The organism is Microcoleus sp. AT8-B5 (assembly GCF_036705565.1).
Taxonomy (GTDB): Bacteria; Cyanobacteriota; Cyanobacteriia; order Cyanobacteriales; family Microcoleaceae; genus Microcoleus.
The window spans coordinates 49,804-67,803 of record NZ_JAUBUY010000036.1 but is presented as its reverse complement, the minus strand read 5'-3'; the positions used below and the strand labels follow the sequence as shown (position 1 = coordinate 67,803).

Genomic DNA, 18,000 nt, shown 5'->3' with positions numbered 1-18,000 from the left:
GTCCCGCCCGTCCACTCATGACGGGCGGGACGCCCATCCCACAATAACAATTAAAATTATAAGTTATTTAATTCGCGATCCTAATGGAAAATGGCTAAGGGAGCCTTTATACCATTTTAGATTTTAGATTTTAGATGAGAAAATAGGGGATGACTGATGACTGTCACGGTTGGGATCGCGGACCTACAGTTGCATTATTTTTAACTGGTGTTAGTAGAAATAAAACTCAACTATGAACTGAGAATATATAGCTAGAAGTTTTTTTTCAGATTTCGGTATTGTATCGGATTGTCCCCAAGCTATATTAAAATGATCGAGTTGTAGATTTTGAATTTTAATTATTTATGCGTATTTGGCAAGCCGATTTTTACCGCCGCCCTCTCCAAGACGAAACTGGTAAACCACTGTGGGAACTCTTAATTTGCGAATCGGAAGGCAGTTTTCAATTTAGCGCTGTTTGCAGCCAGGGGGACGCAAATTCTAATTGGCTAGCCTCGCAGTTGCAGCAGCAAGCTCAAACCCAGAATTTGCCAGATTTAATTCAAGTATTTAGGCCTCAGTCTCTGGGCTTAATTGAGGCTGCGGGCAAAGTTTTGGGTGTCAAGGTGGAAGCGACTCGCCGCACTGCTGCTCTCAAATTGCTGCTGCAACAACGCGCAAAAGAATATTTGAGTATGCCTAATTATACAGGTGAAACTTACAGTGCGATCGCCCTTGACTCGCCGCCGCCCGTACCCTTACCCGAAAACCTCTGGGGCGATGGCTGGCGTTTTGCTTCCCTACCCGCCGGCGACATTGAAGATGCTTTCCAAGGGCGTCCCTTGCCAATTTTGGAAATGCCAGAATTACTGTTACCGCTGAATTTGGGCTTGGCCTCAACAGTACCCGTACCGGGAGTTGTTATTGACGGTGGACGCCAGTCTATGCGCTTGGCTAGATGGCTTCAAGATGCCAAACCTTTTGCTTTGAATTATATTGCTGGAGAACCAGACGGATTGATATTGGAAGCTGGGTTAGTAGATAGGTGGGTTGTGGCTACTTTTGAAGATAGCGAGGTGAAAGCCGCGGCCCAAATTTACCAACAGCGCAAGCAATTAAGTAAAGGATTACATTTTTTGTTAGTCCAGCCCGATGATAGTGGCATGACTTATACAGGCTTTTGGCTGTTGAATCTCGATCGATAAGATGTAAATAATATTATTTGTGATGTTGATAAATCGCTCGCCGAAAAATAGTAAAACAGCGCTCGAACGCAGTTTTAGCAGATACAGACTCAGACACAAATTTTCAAACAGCTTGTTGAGCTCGCAAGAGATAGTGCTGCAAATTTATTCTACAACTAAAATCAAGCCGTTTTGGATGCCCTGACAAACTCGGTTGATGTGACACTGGTCTTTTTCGTTCAGACCTTTCTGGGCTAGCATTGCTGATTTCAGCAGCCGTCTGTCAAGGGGGGTAATTTGACGGAAAGCAAAGATGCGATCGACGATCGCCTCGATCGAGATTTTGGGGAGGTTAGCAGAGCTGACTGTCATGGTCTTCACACGCTAAAAGTTGATAACAGAACTGTGTATCTTTATTTTTAAAGATTTTGTGAAGCTACTTAGTGATTAAGATCACATAATTTTAGTGACAAAATAGTGTATGCAGGGTGACTTTTGTCACGAAATCTTTAATTATCTTTACGTCAACTTAACTCTGGCCCGATAGAATCACTGTGGTAAAACTCAAGCAGAGGGTAAAAATGGCACAAGCAAAAATCGGAATTATCGGCGGCAGCGGTTTGTATAAAATGGAGGCCCTCAAGGATATTGAAGAGGTGAAAATTGATACACCTTTTGGATCGCCATCGGATGCCGCAATTGTGGGAACATTGGACGGTACGCCGGTAGCATTTTTGGCTAGACACGGCCGCAACCACACTTTTTTGCCATCAGAAGTGCCGTATCGCGCAAATATTTATGCAATGAAGAGTTTGGGAGTTGAGTATTTAATCTCAGCGTCGGCGGTTGGTTCCCTGAAAACAGAGGCGAAACCTTTAGATATGGTAGTGCCGGATCAGTTTATCGATCGCACAAAAAATCGAGTTTCTACCTTTTTTGGAGAAGGAATAGTCGGTCACATCACATTCGGCGATCCGGTTTGCGGCGAATTGGCTAAAGTGTTAGCAAGTGCGATCGAATCCTTGAACCTCCCCGACGTTAACCTCCACCGGGGCGGCACTTACGTCTGCATGGAAGGCCCCGCATTTTCCACAAAAGCAGAATCAAACCTTTACCGCAGTTGGGATGCCACAGTCATTGGGATGACAAATTTGCCGGAAGCAAAATTAGCTAGAGAAGCTGAAATTGCCTACGCAACTTTAGCATTAGTCACAGACTACGACTGCTGGCATACCGAACACGACAGCGTAACAGTAGAAATGGTAATAGCAAATTTGCACCGAAATGCAGAGAATGCTCAAAAAGTCATTCAAGAAACAGTCCGTAGACTAACAGAAAATCCACCTGTTTCTGATGCACATTCTGCGTTGAAATATGCAATTCTGACTCGGCTGGATCAAGTGCCGGCCTCAACTAAGGAGAAAATGGGTTTGTTGTTGCAGAAGTATTTGTAATTAGTCATCCGTTTCGCGCCAGTAAATGCCACAATCTTGAGCTAGCGCATACTATCCGTCGGGGTCATGTCAACTATCTAATCGTGAAAGTAATTTTACGAGCAGTTAATGACCCCGATAAATGATGAATAATTGCTATAACTTCCTCTCGTGTGAGAACAGTTGGCATAGAACGACTTCTTTTGGGCCGTACTGTATCAACTTGTAAATCTAATTCTAAGTTTCGGCTTTTTGTGACTTAGGAGTTGACTATACGAAAAATTTCGCTATAATAAATATTTGGCTTGCTTAGTCTAATAAAACAGCAATCTCTATCAATTTTAGGTACGAAGGAAAAGTCACATTGGATTTCACACCACAAGTTAGGAATACAGCAAACTAGCCAGATATCGATCGGTGTGATTGAATAGCTCGTGAAATACATGGAGTCAAAAACGTGCCAGATAGTCACAATATTAATGAAGTAATTTTTGTAGAGAGGGATACTCAAATTTTCAATATCCCTGACACTAAAACCAGGCTTTCAACACTGCAAAATTATTTCTTCCGTCGGCTAGAGACGTTACTGCGTTATACCCTTGATGTTGTGGCGCTAGTCTACGATGTGAATCCATACGAGAGAATGACTTTTGCCTACTCTCCAAGTCATCGAGATAAAGCAAAGGAGAACAAAGACTATGGCTTTGTTCATATTGGAATTATTGCAAAACGGGGTGACAAACCGCTCAAAATTCTCAAGAGAAATGGACAGCCATTCTTTCATCATCCCACTTATCTGACGTTTAAGGTATTTCCTAGTGGAACAATTCATGCTGAGCTAATGCCATTTCGTCAAGGCGTAGATGATGCTTACGTGGCAAGAATTTCCCAACTTGTCGCTAAGTATAGCGAGGTTTTAATGCCACTATTATCGGTAGCACGTATTTCACATACGACGTATAATCCTGAATTTGAAGTTCTGCCTCTTCATCAGGCAATTGTGCCTGAAGAAGTAGGGTCAGAAGCTATAAGGTTGATATCACCAAAATACTACTTTCCTGTCAGTCCAGGGCGAGGATTGTCTGAACTAATTATTGCATTCATCCTCTTATATGCTTTAGCAGAATCATTTATTTTTATTGGTGAAGGACGAGAACCTCAGCTTGAAAATAGGCTTGAGCAATTCAAAGAATTTTATCTCGCTTTTAAAAATACCGAAAATGACATAGAAACAGAAGAAAGCGAGGAAGAAGATTTCGATTCTTCAAAAATGCCTGAACTAGACAGTTATTCTTTTGTGAGAGCAGGTAAATGGTGGGCTGTACTTGCTAGAGATAAATGGAAATGTCTTAGCTGTGGTAGATCGGCACGGGAAGATGGAGTTTTATTGGAAGTTGACCACATTATCCCCCGTTCAAAAGGTGGTTCTAACGATATGAGTAATCTACAAACTCTTTGCAAACAGTGTAATATTGGCAAAAGTAATCGAGACAGCACAAGACTTTGTGTGACTTCTGATGAATTGATAGATCGAATGTAGATAGCGTAATTTTTCGGCGCGTGACTTTTATTAGTCATCAGTGATAAATTTGAAATAATTTGTGGTCACGCAGCCTAGAATTACAGCTATTAACTTATCAACTGCTTGAATGCCTCGTGTTCGCGAAACATCGGATTTTAGCAATGCCGAAGCGATCGCTAGAACTGTTGGCCGTAGAAAACCAGCAGAATTTCCTATTTAGCAATTCAACTTTTCAGGAAAATATCCAAACTGTTAGCGGCGATCCCGCTTACAAACTTTTCCTCGGCTATCATACTCCTTGGTGGCACGAACTAGATATTCATGGTGGTACTTCGGCTACAGATTTGCCGATGCAAAAGTGTTACTACTTCGGTACAGAAAGCGCCCAAGGGGGCGATCCAAACAATCACAACTCCCTATTATTAAGTCTGTTTCCTGATAATATTGCTGCGGGTTTTTGGCGAACGATGGCCTATAATCCAGATAACCCAGAAAAACGTCCAGCTTTTCGCGGAGAACGAGGCGAAAAACTGGAATTGAGAGCTTTTCTGAAAAGTGATGGTTCTATTACCACAGACCCCTTAGTTCCTTCTCAGGATATGGTACGGACGGCCCAGCAACAACTCAAAGCCCTACACAATTTAGCATATATTCCAGAACCTTATACCGCCCTTTATATCGACTGGCAAAAAGATCCCTACGGGGGAGGATGGCACTCTTGGAACCCCCGCTGTCAGCCCTGGGAAGTGATGAAACAGATGCGGCATCCGATTCATGCTGCTAATGTTTATGTCTGCGGCGAAGCCTATTCAAATATGCAAGGATGGGTGCAAGGAGCGCTAAATAGTGCAGAATTAATGTTAGAAGAAAACTTTAAGTTTAGTCGGCCTGAATGGTTGCCACCCAATTATGATTTGGGGTCGTAAAATTCATTTTACTGTTTCCCAGACCGCCAGGGACTTAAGTCCCTGGCTAATAGCTAAAGTCCTCTGAACAGGACTGAAAAACTCATTCTACCTCGACTATATTTCTTGTGAAACAGGCATCTTGCCTGTTCAAAACTCGCTTTTTTGGAGATGTCTATTAGTCCTCTTTGAGAGGACTTTCGCTATTAGACAGGGAATTCATTCCCTGGCGGACTGACGGGCGGACGAAAGAACTGGGCGGACTGACAGCTTAAGTTGACACCAACGGAAACTAATCACCGACTCCCCAAAATAAACTCTCCCACCGAAGATTCGGCAAAATAATCGCATCCTGCTGCTGCTGCAAATAACTCGGAATTTCCCCCGCCCACCCCCGACGGCGCCAGATTCATTGCTGTTGCCACTAAATACATCGTTTGATACAAAATCCCAACGTGCTTTAATATAAGACTATAGGCCATTGATTCATAGCCCCAAGTTACTCTCGAAAAGCGAGAGGATAGCAGAATTAAAATCTGTGGTTCTACCTCTATCTGTACTGACAATCCTGCACTTTTTAGCAATGCTTCTACCTGCTTTGTTTTCCCAGAAATTTTACAAAGTTGGTGTTCTTGGGGTGCATAATAATACAAGCCAGCCTCAATATTTTCACAGGAATTGATAGCAGTATAAATCTCTAAATCGTAGCAAGCGCCTCCGGTTGGATAAGGCCTATTGCTGCAATCCATGTTATCTCTGGGGACAATCTCGCGCAATCTCGCGGAACGATAGAGAAATTCTCCTAATTGTTCTACAGTAATCGGCTTTTCTCCATGTTGCCGAATTGTCTTTCTTGATTCTAAAATTGCTGTAAACGGTGTATCTGTTTGTTTCAAACTGTCGATGTCTGGTTTATAAAGATTAATAATCTCGTTGGATGGTTTGGCTTTGAGTACGGGTGTGGGTTCGATTTCTCCTAAAAATCGAAAGGTTTTACCAATCTGATTGGAATGTCTGCCGCCGCGACTGCGGGAGTGAAATAATAAATCGTGAAATTCCCATTGAGTTAGAGTTTCACTTTGTTCTAAGCTGCTATTGTTGTTGACAGATGATAGCAGTTCAGCAGTTGACAAAAAGCTGATAAATAATCGGGCGGTGGCTTCAGAAATCCCCGGAATTTTGGTTAAATCGGAGATGGCTTTAGGTTGCGAAAGTTCGTTGATTAAAGCTGCACTGCGCCAATCTTCGAGGATAATTTTCGCTTTGGAAAGGGGCGATTCTACCACAAGATGTGATTTTTCTGAGTGGCAATAGGCAAAGCGTGAAAGTTGATAGTTATTATCAATAATTGTGTCTGATAATTGCCATTTATAGGGTGTGGCTATGGGGACGGCTGTAGCGATCGCACTGCCGTCTATTTCTAAGGTATGGTAAACTAAACCCAGGATGACAAATTGTTCTAGGTAGTAGTAGAATTTAGCGAGGGCGGAACTGCCATCGGTAGAAACTACCAGTTGAGTTAGGGCTGTTTCGGTTGCGCCTGCGGTAGAAATAACTTTAATCGCGGCGACAATTCCGGGAGAGAGTTTGTTGAGGTTAAAGTCGATGTAGGGGGCTTTTAAAATTAAGCCTTTTTCGGCATCCTCAATTATAGAAATTTCTGGCTTAAAAGTTAGGATGATTTGGGGGATGGTTTCACTCATAATTAAGCTTAAAAGAATATCGGGAATGGGTTGATTTGGTGTTCGGGGATGGGTGCATCTAGCCAGCCTAATTTCACGGGAATGTCATAAAGTCGCCCTGCTGCTAAGCGTTTCCAAAAGTGCCGCATTCCTGGTACTATAACTTTGACGACATTTAAGCCAATGTCTGGCCGGGTTTGATCTAAAACAAAGGTTTCTAAGCCTAATGTTTCAGCTATTTTTACGCACTTTTCAACGTCGGCTTTTAAATCATCGCTGGCTAAGTGGGGATAGTCAGATAGTAATTTTAAAGGTTGGGAAGTATCGGGCGTTAAATAAGATTTATTTTCTAGGGTGGCGGTTTTGTACCACTCAACGGTGAGGCCGTCGGAAACGCCGTAATTGGTGCTACCATCGCTGTTAAAGGTTAATACTGCGGGTAAAGATTGATTGACTTCTGTTAAGGCGCGAGACAGGGCAATGTTGGGGTCAAAATGTGCGCCAAAGCCGAAAATAATGTCTTCGATTTCTCTGTCGATGCGGTGAGAAAGGGCTGCAAAAACGGGGATGTTAAAATCGTTGGTGAGGTCTAAAACCCACAGACTGCGGTCTATACTTTGATAATAGTTTCTGAGTTCTTGAATGTAGGAATCGTTAAAGCTATCTAAATCAACAGCGGGGACTTTAACCCGATTGTACCACCACAAAGCAACGCTATCTCGCTCCACTAATTCCATAAACCCTTGCAAAATTGCCTCTTCTTTGGTATTGCCGGCGGCGCTACCGTTGGAGTCCGCCCAACAGTCGGGTTTTTCGGGTTTGGGATAGCCGTAATAACAGTAAGCTGTGGGTAAATATTTGACTCGTTGATGAGTTAATGACCAAATTGGTGTCCAGTCAATTTCTCTGCCGGCATCGAAGGGTTCGGGGACTCTTTGAAAGAAGCTTTTACAGGTTCTATTCCAGTCGTGGCGAGTGCTATATTGTACTTCACTAAAACCCATGCAATCATTGGGGTGAATTGCGGTTTCTCCCATTGTTTGATAGCTGCCTTTTTGTCGAATTTCGTCGCCTTGAAATACGCCGGAATATCTCTCAATGGCTTCTCCCAAGGCGCTGGCTTTGGCTTGTTCGTCGGTTTTGCCTTTGCCGGCACTTCTGCCCCGTAAGTTTTCTTTGAGGAAGTACAAGTCATCGAACATCGTAGCGAAATTGTGGCCGGCTAAGTAGTTCGGTGTTAAAGCATTGGCTGTTTGGGGAACTTTGAGTAAACCGCGCACAACTCCGGTTATGGGACTGATTTGGCTGTCAAATTTTTGCAGGGTTTCGGTTGGGGAAAAGCCGCGATGTCCGCCATCGGCGGTAAAGGTTTTTTTCTGGCTTTGGAGGACAAAGGGCTGGATTTCTTGGGGCGGAAGTAGACCGCATTCGGGGCATTGGGGGCGTTTAGTTATGGTGTGATTGGTGGTTTTGAGGGTTTTGGTGTCAAAGGTAATTATTGTATTTTCTAAATTTTTATTTTCGCCTTGGACAATCCATTTTGCTAGTTCTGTGGCGGCTAAATTTAAACCCATTTGTAAGGTGGAAGGTAGGTAAGATGGGGGATTTAATAAGGGTTTTGAGTAGTTATTTTGACGCTGGATGAAGCTTTGGGTGGGGCGATTTGCTCTCAGGCGTTGGGCGAGACATTCCCAGCAGGCGGTGGTTTCGGGGTGGAAAATCGGGCCGATCGCAATTGTGGAACTTGTAGGTTTGACGAGTAGCCAAGGTTGGCCTGTTTGAAGGGATTTTTGGTTGAATTCTCCCAGTTCTGGTTGCAGGTAATCGTCGGCTATGATTAGGGTGATATCTGCGGTGGTTGAGACTTGAATACCGAGGGTTTCTAGGGCGCTAATGCAAGTTTCTGCTGGGATTTGGCTGTAGGAAATGACGGCAACTTTCAGGGATTGCAAGCGGGATGCGGCTTGCTGGGGGGAGATGTTTAAGAGAGTGTAAAAGGCGGCGGTTTCTTCGGGGAGGGATGTGTCGTTTTCGATGAGGTGGCCTTGTTTTTCTAGCAGGGCTAGGGTATAGTAAATTTCTGCGGGTGAGGCTTGATTTCGCAGTTTGGCGACGATTTCATCGGAGGTATTGTGGCCGTCGATTAAGGGGGTTAATAGTTCGTAAAGGTGGCCTGAGAGGACGAAGGAATCTGACTCGGAGATCAGGAATACTCCTACCGATTTGATGATTTCGACGGTGAAGCAATTTTTAAACTTTGGTTGGTAGAGCATCCTGAATGGTGTTTAATATAATTTTTGAATAGATTTTAGGATAATATCAAAGCCGGGGCGAGTTCGCTGAGATACTTGATAATTATTAACAAATGATCTTAACATACAACCGACAGTCCGGCTGGGGTTAAAACCCCTGCCTCATAGCGAAAGTCCTCTCAAAGAGGACTAATATCATGTCCGATCGCACAATTACAATAAGTTAGGTTTGTATTACTAGCGATCGACCGGACATAATATTATCAGCAGTTACCCGAACCCGATCTAATCAGTTCTTCAGTCCTCTTTCAGAGGACTTTCGCTATGAGACAGGGGTTTCAACCCCTGGCGGACTGCCGGGTGAGCGAGAGGACTGCCGGACTAAAAGCTTAAGTTTCTGTAGGGTGCGTCGCTGTGAGAAGTTAAATGGAACTTGTAGATTGACTGGTGGCGACGCACCTTACCTACGACAAGATTGTGTGTACCATATATACATGGAATATGCTGTATCTCGATCGCAACTTTGATACCTATTTCCCAAATACTAGCAACAGAAAACCACAATTCGTTCGTTTCATCAACTATTTGTACGATCGCCTCCTCATTCAATCTTTTTCGTTTTAGCCCGATCGATATTTACGGTTTCCATACTCTTAAAAATTTAAATCTATAAATTAACTATAGTCGATCGCCCGAAAAGCTAATTCTCATCGAGAGACCCCGCTGTGACTATAGAGTTCCACTTAACCAAGCTTGGGCGATCGCCTTTGACATTTCCTGTTCGCTCGCCGTCAAATCTTGTTGCAAAACTGACATAATTATATTCCTCTGTTAGATCAACCTAATCTTGTTCTGGCAATTAATGCCGATACAGTACAACAGCCTCATCCGCTTGTCAACTGCGGAAACACCAACTCTTCTGAAGCGGCCCCGCTGCGAGTAACAAGCGGGGCTAAAAAACTGGCAAGCTACCGATGCAGCTTGGGGGAAGCTAAAGGGACTTTAGCAACTGAGCCGAATAATTCCGCCTGGGAATCTTTCAGACCGTCCCTCAAGCCAACGGCTAATCTCTGCGTCTGTCAGATTATCGGGTTTGGGAGGCAGGGGCATTTCGTAAATCACTGTCTCCCCTTCAGTACCTCGAAGGACGGGAACTGCATCGGGAGCCTGATTTACTTGGACTTCTACGAAATCTTCCAAAATTAACCCATTGTCTCGCAGCGTGGCTGCGGGCTCGTTGAGTAGCCGATTATATAAAGCTTCGTCCAACCATGCTTGACCAATCAGTCGGGCTATTTGTGTTTCCCAACTTCTCCAATCCTGGGGAAAAGCCATAATTTTCTCCTAGCTCCCTTTTGCGGGAAATATAGATTTTGCTGTTATTGTATAGCAGATGCGTTCTCTACAGTTTCGATTGGCAACTATTGACCGCGCCCTGGCTTACTGTCGGCAAAGCCCAAGGCTTCAGAGTCGAGAAAACTGGCGATCGCCCTTTTTTGAGAAAGAGAAATAATATCATTTCCCTTTGACTGGGAATTGTATCATCCTAAAAGCTGTAGGGGCGGGTTCGCCAACCATAATCGCCAAAAACAAACAATCTCGAAAACCCGCCCCAGCCAACGAACAATCATCATCCACATTGTAATATTCGATGCAAATTTATGGTTAATGTCGGCGATTGGTGGGGTTGGGCGGGTTTATTTAGATTGTTGGTTATCGTTATATATTGTTGGCGAACCAGCCCCTACAGCTTTTTTATCGTGGTGCAAAATGTGAATTTTTACGGATTTTCTTGATGATACAGTGGTTTTCACTCCCGATAGGTTAATATCACTAACAAGTACAATACCAACTAGCGCACGGACTATGCTCGGACTTAACGGATATCGCATTGTACAAGAACTTCACAGCGGCGTAAAAAGTTTGGTTTATCGAGGCTACCGCGAAGCAGACCAGCAACCCGTTATCGTCAAACTCCTTAAATCCGAGTACCCCACTCTGGAAGAAGTCACCCGCCTCAGAAATGAATACAAAATTGCCCAACCCCTAGACAGTTCTAGTATCACCAAAGTCTATAGCCTAGAAAACTATCGCAATAGCTTTGCCCTAATCTTAGAAGATTTTGGCGGCTCCTCTCTCGACCAGTTACTTACTAACCAAACCTTACCTGTAACAGAAGTTCTGAGAATTGCCATTGTCTTAATAGATGCCTTAGATTATTTGCACCGCCATTCGATTATTCACAAAGATATTAAACCGGCTAATATTATTATTAACTCTACCACAGGCGAAGTCAAACTCACTGACTTTAGCATATCCTCCCGCCTGCAACAAGAAAATCAATCTGTTAGCAACCCCTCGGAACTAGCGGGTACTCTCGCCTATCTCTCCCCAGAACAAACGGGGCGAATGAACCGCTCCGTAGATTACCGAACCGACTATTATTCTTTAGGAGTGACTTTATACGAACTGCTGGCGGGTCAGTTACCTTTTGCCACGGTCGAGCCGATGGAATTAATACATTGTCACTTAGCTAAACAGCCTTTACCACTTTGTGAAATTAGAGAAATTCCCCAAGTTATTTCTGATATCGTCATGAAACTCTTAGCCAAAACCGCAGAAGAGAGATATCAAAGCGCAGCGGGATTAAAATTTGACTTAGAAAGTTGTTTAAATCAGTTGCTTGCTACGGGAACAATCGCACCTTTTGCCATTGCCACCCGCGACAAAGGTAGCCAACTCCTGATTCCACAAAAACTTTACGGCCGCGAACAGGAAGTAATAGAATTACTAGCCGCCTTTGAAAGAATTAGCCACTCGACTCTTACCCCGACATCTCTAACCCCCAACCCCCTTACTAAGGGGGCTTTAGAACCAGCAGAATCCCCTCTTACCCCAACACCTCTTACCCCCCCCTTAGCAAGGGGGGCCGGGGGGGTTCAAAACCATGCTTCAGAAGCAGAATCCTCCTCCACTCTTACTCCCCCCTTATCAAGGGGGGCCGGGGGGGATCAAACCGAGGAATCAACTCTTACCCCTTCCCCTTCCCCTTCCCCTTCCCCTTCCAGCAGCGAAATGATCCTAGTTTCCGGCTATTCCGGCATAGGCAAAACCGCCATTGTCAACGAAGTCCACAAACCCATAGTCCGCCAACGCGGTTACTTCATTTCCGGCAAATTCGACCAATTTAACCGCAACATTCCCTACTCAGCCATCATCACCGCTTTTCAAGCCTTAATTAACCAATTACTCACAGAAAATGCCGGACAAATTGCCAGTTGGAAACATCAACTCTTAGATGCCCTCACCCCCAACGCCCAAGTCATTATTGATGTCATCCCCGAAGTAGAATTTATTATCGGTTCGCAGCCAGAAGTGCCACAATTAGGGCCAACAGAATCACAAAACCGCTTCAATCGAGTTTTTCAACAATTCCTCAAAGTCTTTTGTCAGCCCCAACACCCCGTTGTCCTGTTTTTAGATGACTTACAGTGGGCAGATGCAGCCTCCCTGAAACTGATGCAACTGCTGATGAGTGACTCTGACAGCCAATTTTTGTTAATTATTGGAGCATATCGCGATAACGAAGTCAGCCCCACTCACCCCTTAGTTCAAACCTTAGAAAAAATCCGCGAATCCGGGGCAAATCTCAACAACATCACCGTTCAACCTTTAGCCATAAATCATGTTAGCCAACTGATTGCCGATACTCTCAATGAATCCGCAGCCACCAAACGCATTCAATCCTTTTCCCAACTCCTGTTTAGCAAAACCCAAGGCAACCCTTTCTTTTTAACCCAACTGCTGAAAACCCTCGCCTTGGAAAGCCTGCTGCATTATGAAGCCAGCAGCGACAGATGGCAATGGGATATCGAGGCAATCCAAGCCATTGGCATTACCGATTTAAACGTTGTCGAACTGATTGCCAGAAACATTCAAAAGCTACCAGAGGTTACTCAAAAAGCCTTAAAACTAGCCGCTTGCATTGGCAATACTTTTAACTTAGATATTTTAGCCATTGTCAACGAAGCATCAGAATTAGTGACGGGGGCGCAGTTGTGGCCGGCGCTTCAGGCGGGTTTGATTTTGCCCCTCTCCGAAGCCTACAAAATTCCCCTGGTATTTGTCGAGTCGGAATCTGCATCAGTGAGGCTGCAAGATGTGAAAGTAGATTACAAATTCTTGCACGACAGAGTGCAGCAATCTGCCTATTCTTTGATTCCCGAAACCGAAAAGAAATCAACTCACTTCCAAATCGGTCAGTTGCTGCTCCAAAATACCACAGCAGAAGAACGCAAAAACAATATTTTTGCCCTGGTTAATCAATTGAATTTTGGCATAGAGACAACCCCAGAGGAATTACCGCTACTGGCCGCACAGTCAGACAAAAACTTGTTAGCAGAACTTAACTTGATTGCCGGTCAAAAAGCTAAAGCATCCGCAGCCTTTGAAGCGGCTGTTAATTATTTTAATCTCGGTTTGGGACTGCTTGCTGCTGATAGTTGGCAAAGCGATTATGATTTGACGCTGCCTATCTATGTGGAAACCGTAGAAGCTGAATATTTAAACGGTAATTTTGAACAGGCGGAACAGCTTTTAGAAGTTGTGTTGCAAGAGGCGAAAACGCTTTTAGATATGGTGAAAGTTTATGAGGTTAAAATTCAGTCTTATATTTCTCAAGATAGGTTTTCAGAAGCAATAGAAACAGGACTGGAAGTGCTGGAAAAATTAGGTATATCGCTGTCTCAAATGTCGGAAGACCCCGGAATTTTGATTCATGCAATTGCTATAAAACTGGCAGAAGAAAACAAACAAATTGAGGATTTAGCAGCCATTTCCGAAATGACCGATCCTTATCAATTGGCCACAATTCGGATTATGTTAACAGTTTATTCTGCTGCTTATATTACGAATCCTGCATTAGGATCTCGACTTTTATTTGCAATGGTCGATCTCTGCTTAACTTACGGCAATCCTCCCTTAGTTGCTGCCATTTATGTTAATTATGGTATCTTTTTGACTACTGGGGGAAATATTGATTCAGGATATAGAGTTGGTCAGTTATCTTTAAGATTGCTCGAGCAATTTAATGCCAAAAAGATAAAAGTAATTGTTCTACACGCCTTTAACTCATATATTAGACACTGGAAAGACCATGTTAGGGAAACCATAGATTCTTTGCAAGAGGGCTTTAATAGTGGGCTAGAAACAGGAAACTTAGAGTATGCCTGCTATGCAATTCTAACCAATCATCTTCATGTATTCTTTGCGGGTAAAGACTTAGAGTTGCTTGAGGTTAAAACCAGAGAGTATGTATTTTTGATTGGCAAACTAAAGCAATCTTATTCTTTTGAATGTATTAAGCTCTATCGACAACTTTTCTTGAGTCTATTAGGTCAGTCAAACCGACCAACTGAGTTAACTGGCGCTCAATATAATGAAAAAGAGTCTCTTGAAGCTGCATTACAAATAAATAACTATTTTAACTTGTTTTTTATATATACTTTTAAAACCCTCCTTTCATATTTATTTAAAGAACGGGAAGCTGCCATTGAAAATGCTCGACAAGCAGATAAATATAAAGCCCCTGTTGGCGGCTTGATAGCTACAGCACAACTCAACTTTTACTATTCCCTCAGCCTCCTCGCTCAATATCCCCACGTCAGCGAAACCGAACAGAGAGAATATCTCGAACAAGTAGCCACCAATCAACAAACAATGAGACATTGGGCGAACAATTGCCCCGCCAACTACCAACACAAATACGACCTAATAGAAGCCGAAAAAGCCCGAATTTTAGGAAACTACCCCGCAGCCATCACCCTCTACGATGGTGCCATCACCGGGGCCAGAGAACAGCAATACACCCAAGAAGAAGCCCTCGCCAACGAACTCACCGGCGAATTTCACCTCACTCGCGGCCAAGAAAACATGGCCCGCTTCTTCCTACTAGAAGCATACTACTGCTACATCCGCTGGGGAGCCAAAGCCAAAGTCAAAGACTTAGAAACCCGATATCCGCAATTCTTCGCCAAAATCAACGCTCAAAAACCCGCAGAAACCAGTCTCACCTTAGCCACCATCATCACCAGTACCGGCAATTCAGAAGGATTTGACTTAGCCTCCGTCTTCAAAGCCGCCCAAGCCATCTCCAGTGAAATAGTCCTCAGTGAATTGCTAGCAAAACTAATCAAAATCGCCATAGAAAATGCCGGCGCACAAACCGGATATTTGCTGCTCAAACACTCAAACACATTCACCGTAGAAGCCGTCGGACAAGTCGAAGGCGACAACATCACCCTCTCACAAATCCCCCATCTGCCCCTCCCCGAAATCCTCCCCATGAGCGTCATCAACTATGTTGAAAGAACCAAAAAACCTGCCGTCTTAAACAATGCTACCACCGAGGCAATGTTTGCCGCAGACCCCTATATTGTTGCCCATCAAACCAAATCCATACTCTGTACTCCCATCATCAATCAAGGTCGCTTCATGGGCGTAGTTTACTTAGAAAACAACCTAGCAGAAAAAGTATTTACCCCAGCGCGAATAGAAGTTTTAAAACTCCTATCTTCCCAGGCATCTATCGCCTTAGAAAATGCCCAACTTTATCAAACCCTAGAACAAAAAGTAGAAGAACGCACCGCACAATTAGCCCAAGCTAATAAAGAAATATTGGTTTTGAACCAACGGCTAAAAGTAGAAAACCTTCGCATGAGTGCCGAACTAGACGTAACCCGCCGCCTGCAACAAATGATTTTGCCTCAACAGCAGGAATTAGAGTCAATTGCAGGGCTAGAAATTGCTGCATTCATGGAACCGGCTGATGAAGTTGGTGGCGACTACTACGACGTACTAAATCACGGCGGTAAAGCCACCATTGGGATCGGCGACGTGACAGGACACGGTTTAGAAAGCGGCGTGTTAATGATTATGGCGCAAACAGCAATTCGCACTTTGCTGGTTCACAAGGAAACCGACCCCGTTAAATTATTACAGACAGTCAACCAAACGCTTTTTGATAACGTAGAGCGCATGGATTCCGGTAAAAATATGAGCCTTTCTTTGCTAGAATATCGGGACAACACCCTGCATTTGAGCGGACAGCACGAAGAGGTGATTGTCGTTCGTGACGGCGGCGAAGTAGAGCGGATTGATACCATCGAGTTAGGGTTTCCCATCGCCTTGGAAGCAGATATTGCCGATTTCATTGCTTCTACTGAAATACAGTTGAATTCGGGGGATGTTGTCATACTCTACACAGATGGAATTACCGAAGCTTTTGATATGAAGAAAAATCAATACGGTATCGAGCCATTGATTGAAGTTGTTGTCCTTAACAGGGAACTGTCAGCAGCAGAAATCAAGCAAGCGGTTATTGACGACGTGCGACGATACATCGGGGAGCAAAAAGTATTTGATGACATTACTTTGGTAGTAATCAAACAGAAGTAATACTAATTCTCTAAAATCGTGCAACACTCTTCGACCCCCCCTAGCCCCCCGCTGCATTGCGGGGGGAAGAAGAATACTGTTGCATTCTTTTTTAAAATTGGTATTACAGCAGATTCCACGCTTATGAAGTACCCCCGCCTAGCGTCATATCTCCGTAGGGAAACGGCGAAAACCTTTGTCCCTACATTCCATAAACCTGGAATAGGCTGTATGTATTTTCCCACTCATCTACTTAGTTCCGATCAATTAATCAACTGCTTGAATGCGTCGTGTTCGCGAATCTTCTCCAAATCAGCTTCACTTTTTGCCAACTCTTTACACACATTGGGATTGAGATTGAGGGCGCGCTTTAAATTTTCAATGGCTAATTCAATTTTACCTTGTAGTGCATAACATCGGGCTTTGTTGTACCAAATTCTGTAAAAGTCAGGCCGGATTTTAGCCGCATTGTCGTAGGATGCGATCGCAGCTTCGTATTTTTGCAATTTGGAGAGTGCAACGCCTCGATTGTTCCAAGCGTCAGTATAATCATTTTTAATTTGTAGGGCTTGATTGTAAGAAATTACTGCTTGTTCGTACTCCTGCATTTTGGAAAACGCAACGCCTCGGTTGTTCCAAGCATCGGCATAATCGGGTTTGGCTTGAATTGCCTGTTCGTAACAGCCGATCGCCTCCTGGTACTTCTGCAACTCCAACAATACCACGCCTCGATTGTTCCAAGCATCGGGATAATTGGGGCGAATTGTAGTAGCTTGTTCGTAGGAGGCGATCGCCTCTGGATACCGCTGCATTCTTGTGAGCACTACTCCTCGGTTATTCCAAGTATCGGCTAAATCCGGCTGAATTTGCAGGGCCCGATCGTAAGCTGCGATCGCATCTTGATAACGGTTTTCAAAGAAACAAGCATCTCCCTGTTTAGCATAGTCGGCGGCCGTCAATAGCTGTTGGTAATTGCCATAGTTAACCGGAGCAAATTCTTGAATTTGGGCATCGGGGAATAAAAGGTCTGTTTCTGCCTCTGCCGAGTGATTTTGGTGTTGAATTTCGCCTAAGATAGTTTCAGCGTCGGAAATTAATAGTTTTAATTGAGAGATTGTATCGTAATGGAGACTTTCAATTTCTTGGCGGGCAATTGTTGTCTGCTTGGACAATTTGCTCAACAGAAACCAAACCCCGACTCCGGCTGCTGCCGGAAACAAAGTTAGGGCAATTACCAGCCCGTTAAGCAGTACCGCCGTGCGCCCGAAGGCAATGTCAACTTCTTCTTGAACTCGATCGCGAATTTCTTCTTTAAGTTGCTGCTGTGAGAATTGCTGCTGAACCAACAGTGCCGCCGTCGGTTCAGATGCAAAAACGGTATTGGCGCAGACTAGAATAGTCAAAAGGGCGATCGGGCTAATACTTTTTCTAAAGATACTTGACAAACGCATTGCCTTAGTGATACGCACCTGAGTTGCGATTTCCATGTGTCAAGAGATGCTGATAACGATGATCCCAGACTAGCCCATTTGTTCACCAAAAAATTGGGTTTGAAGCCCCGTCATAAGCTTGACGGCTTTAATTATAAAACTTTGTTAAAATATCTAAT

General features: G+C 43.9%; 10 protein-coding genes. 5 read left to right on the top strand and 5 right to left on the bottom strand.

The annotated features are described in order from the left end of the window. Positions 1-344 precede the first annotated feature (344 nt). On the top strand, positions 345-1,184 hold the full coding sequence (locus tag QUB39_RS21770; protein ID WP_333053877.1) for a Tab2/Atab2 family RNA-binding protein: 840 nt from the start codon (positions 345-347) through the stop codon (positions 1,182-1,184). A 144-nt stretch (positions 1,185-1,328) separates the two neighbouring features. Here QUB39_RS21770 and QUB39_RS21765 read toward each other — a convergent pair whose 3' ends face one another. Continuing rightward, complete coding sequence (locus tag QUB39_RS21765; protein ID WP_333053879.1) at positions 1,329-1,535, bottom strand: hypothetical protein; 207 nt, start codon at positions 1,533-1,535, stop codon at positions 1,329-1,331. A 209-nt stretch (positions 1,536-1,744) separates the two neighbouring features. Between QUB39_RS21765 and QUB39_RS21760 the strand changes: the two genes are divergently transcribed. From QUB39_RS21760 to QUB39_RS21750, 3 genes are all read left to right on the top strand, one after another. Further along, a complete protein-coding gene (locus tag QUB39_RS21760; protein ID WP_333053880.1) occupies positions 1,745-2,617 on the top strand; it encodes an S-methyl-5'-thioadenosine phosphorylase in 873 nt (290 codons plus the stop codon). 436 nt (positions 2,618-3,053) lie between these two features. After that, a complete protein-coding gene (locus QUB39_RS21755; protein WP_333210868.1) occupies positions 3,054-4,136 on the top strand; it encodes an HNH endonuclease in 1,083 nt (360 codons plus the stop codon). Positions 4,137-4,195: 59 nt separating this feature from the next. Then, positions 4,196-5,044, top strand: coding sequence for an FAD-dependent oxidoreductase (locus QUB39_RS21750; protein ID WP_333210870.1), 849 nt, complete (start codon positions 4,196-4,198; stop codon positions 5,042-5,044). Between the two features lie 275 nt (positions 5,045-5,319). Here QUB39_RS21750 and QUB39_RS21745 read toward each other — a convergent pair whose 3' ends face one another. The 3 genes from QUB39_RS21745 to QUB39_RS21735 all read right to left on the bottom strand — a co-directional run bounded on the left by QUB39_RS21745 (position 5,320) and on the right by QUB39_RS21735 (position 10,292). Then, the gene (locus tag QUB39_RS21745; protein WP_333210872.1) at positions 5,320-6,726 is read right to left on the bottom strand and encodes a SagB family peptide dehydrogenase; all 1,407 of its coding nucleotides are present in this window, start codon (positions 6,724-6,726) and stop codon (positions 5,320-5,322) included. An 8-nt stretch (positions 6,727-6,734) separates the two neighbouring features. Next, positions 6,735-8,978 (bottom strand): TOMM precursor leader peptide-binding protein, encoded by a 2,244-nt coding sequence (locus QUB39_RS21740; RefSeq protein ID WP_333210874.1) that lies wholly within the window; start codon positions 8,976-8,978, stop codon positions 6,735-6,737. Between the two features lie 981 nt (positions 8,979-9,959). Beyond that, complete coding sequence (locus QUB39_RS21735) at positions 9,960-10,292, bottom strand: hypothetical protein (RefSeq protein WP_333053888.1); 333 nt, start codon at positions 10,290-10,292, stop codon at positions 9,960-9,962. Between the two features lie 531 nt (positions 10,293-10,823). Here QUB39_RS21735 and QUB39_RS21730 point away from each other — a divergent pair. Further along, entirely contained in the window at positions 10,824-16,412 is a 5,589-nt protein-coding gene (locus QUB39_RS21730; RefSeq protein WP_333210876.1) for a protein kinase domain-containing protein, read from the top strand. A gap of 242 nt (positions 16,413-16,654) precedes the next feature. On the opposite strand, the gene QUB39_RS21725 is transcribed toward QUB39_RS21730, so the two are convergent. Continuing rightward, positions 16,655-17,878 carry a tetratricopeptide repeat protein gene (locus tag QUB39_RS21725; RefSeq protein ID WP_333053891.1) on the bottom strand — a complete coding sequence of 408 codons (1,224 nt, stop codon included), beginning with the start codon at positions 17,876-17,878 and terminating at the stop codon, positions 16,655-16,657. Between the last annotated feature and the right edge of the window lie 122 nt (positions 17,879-18,000).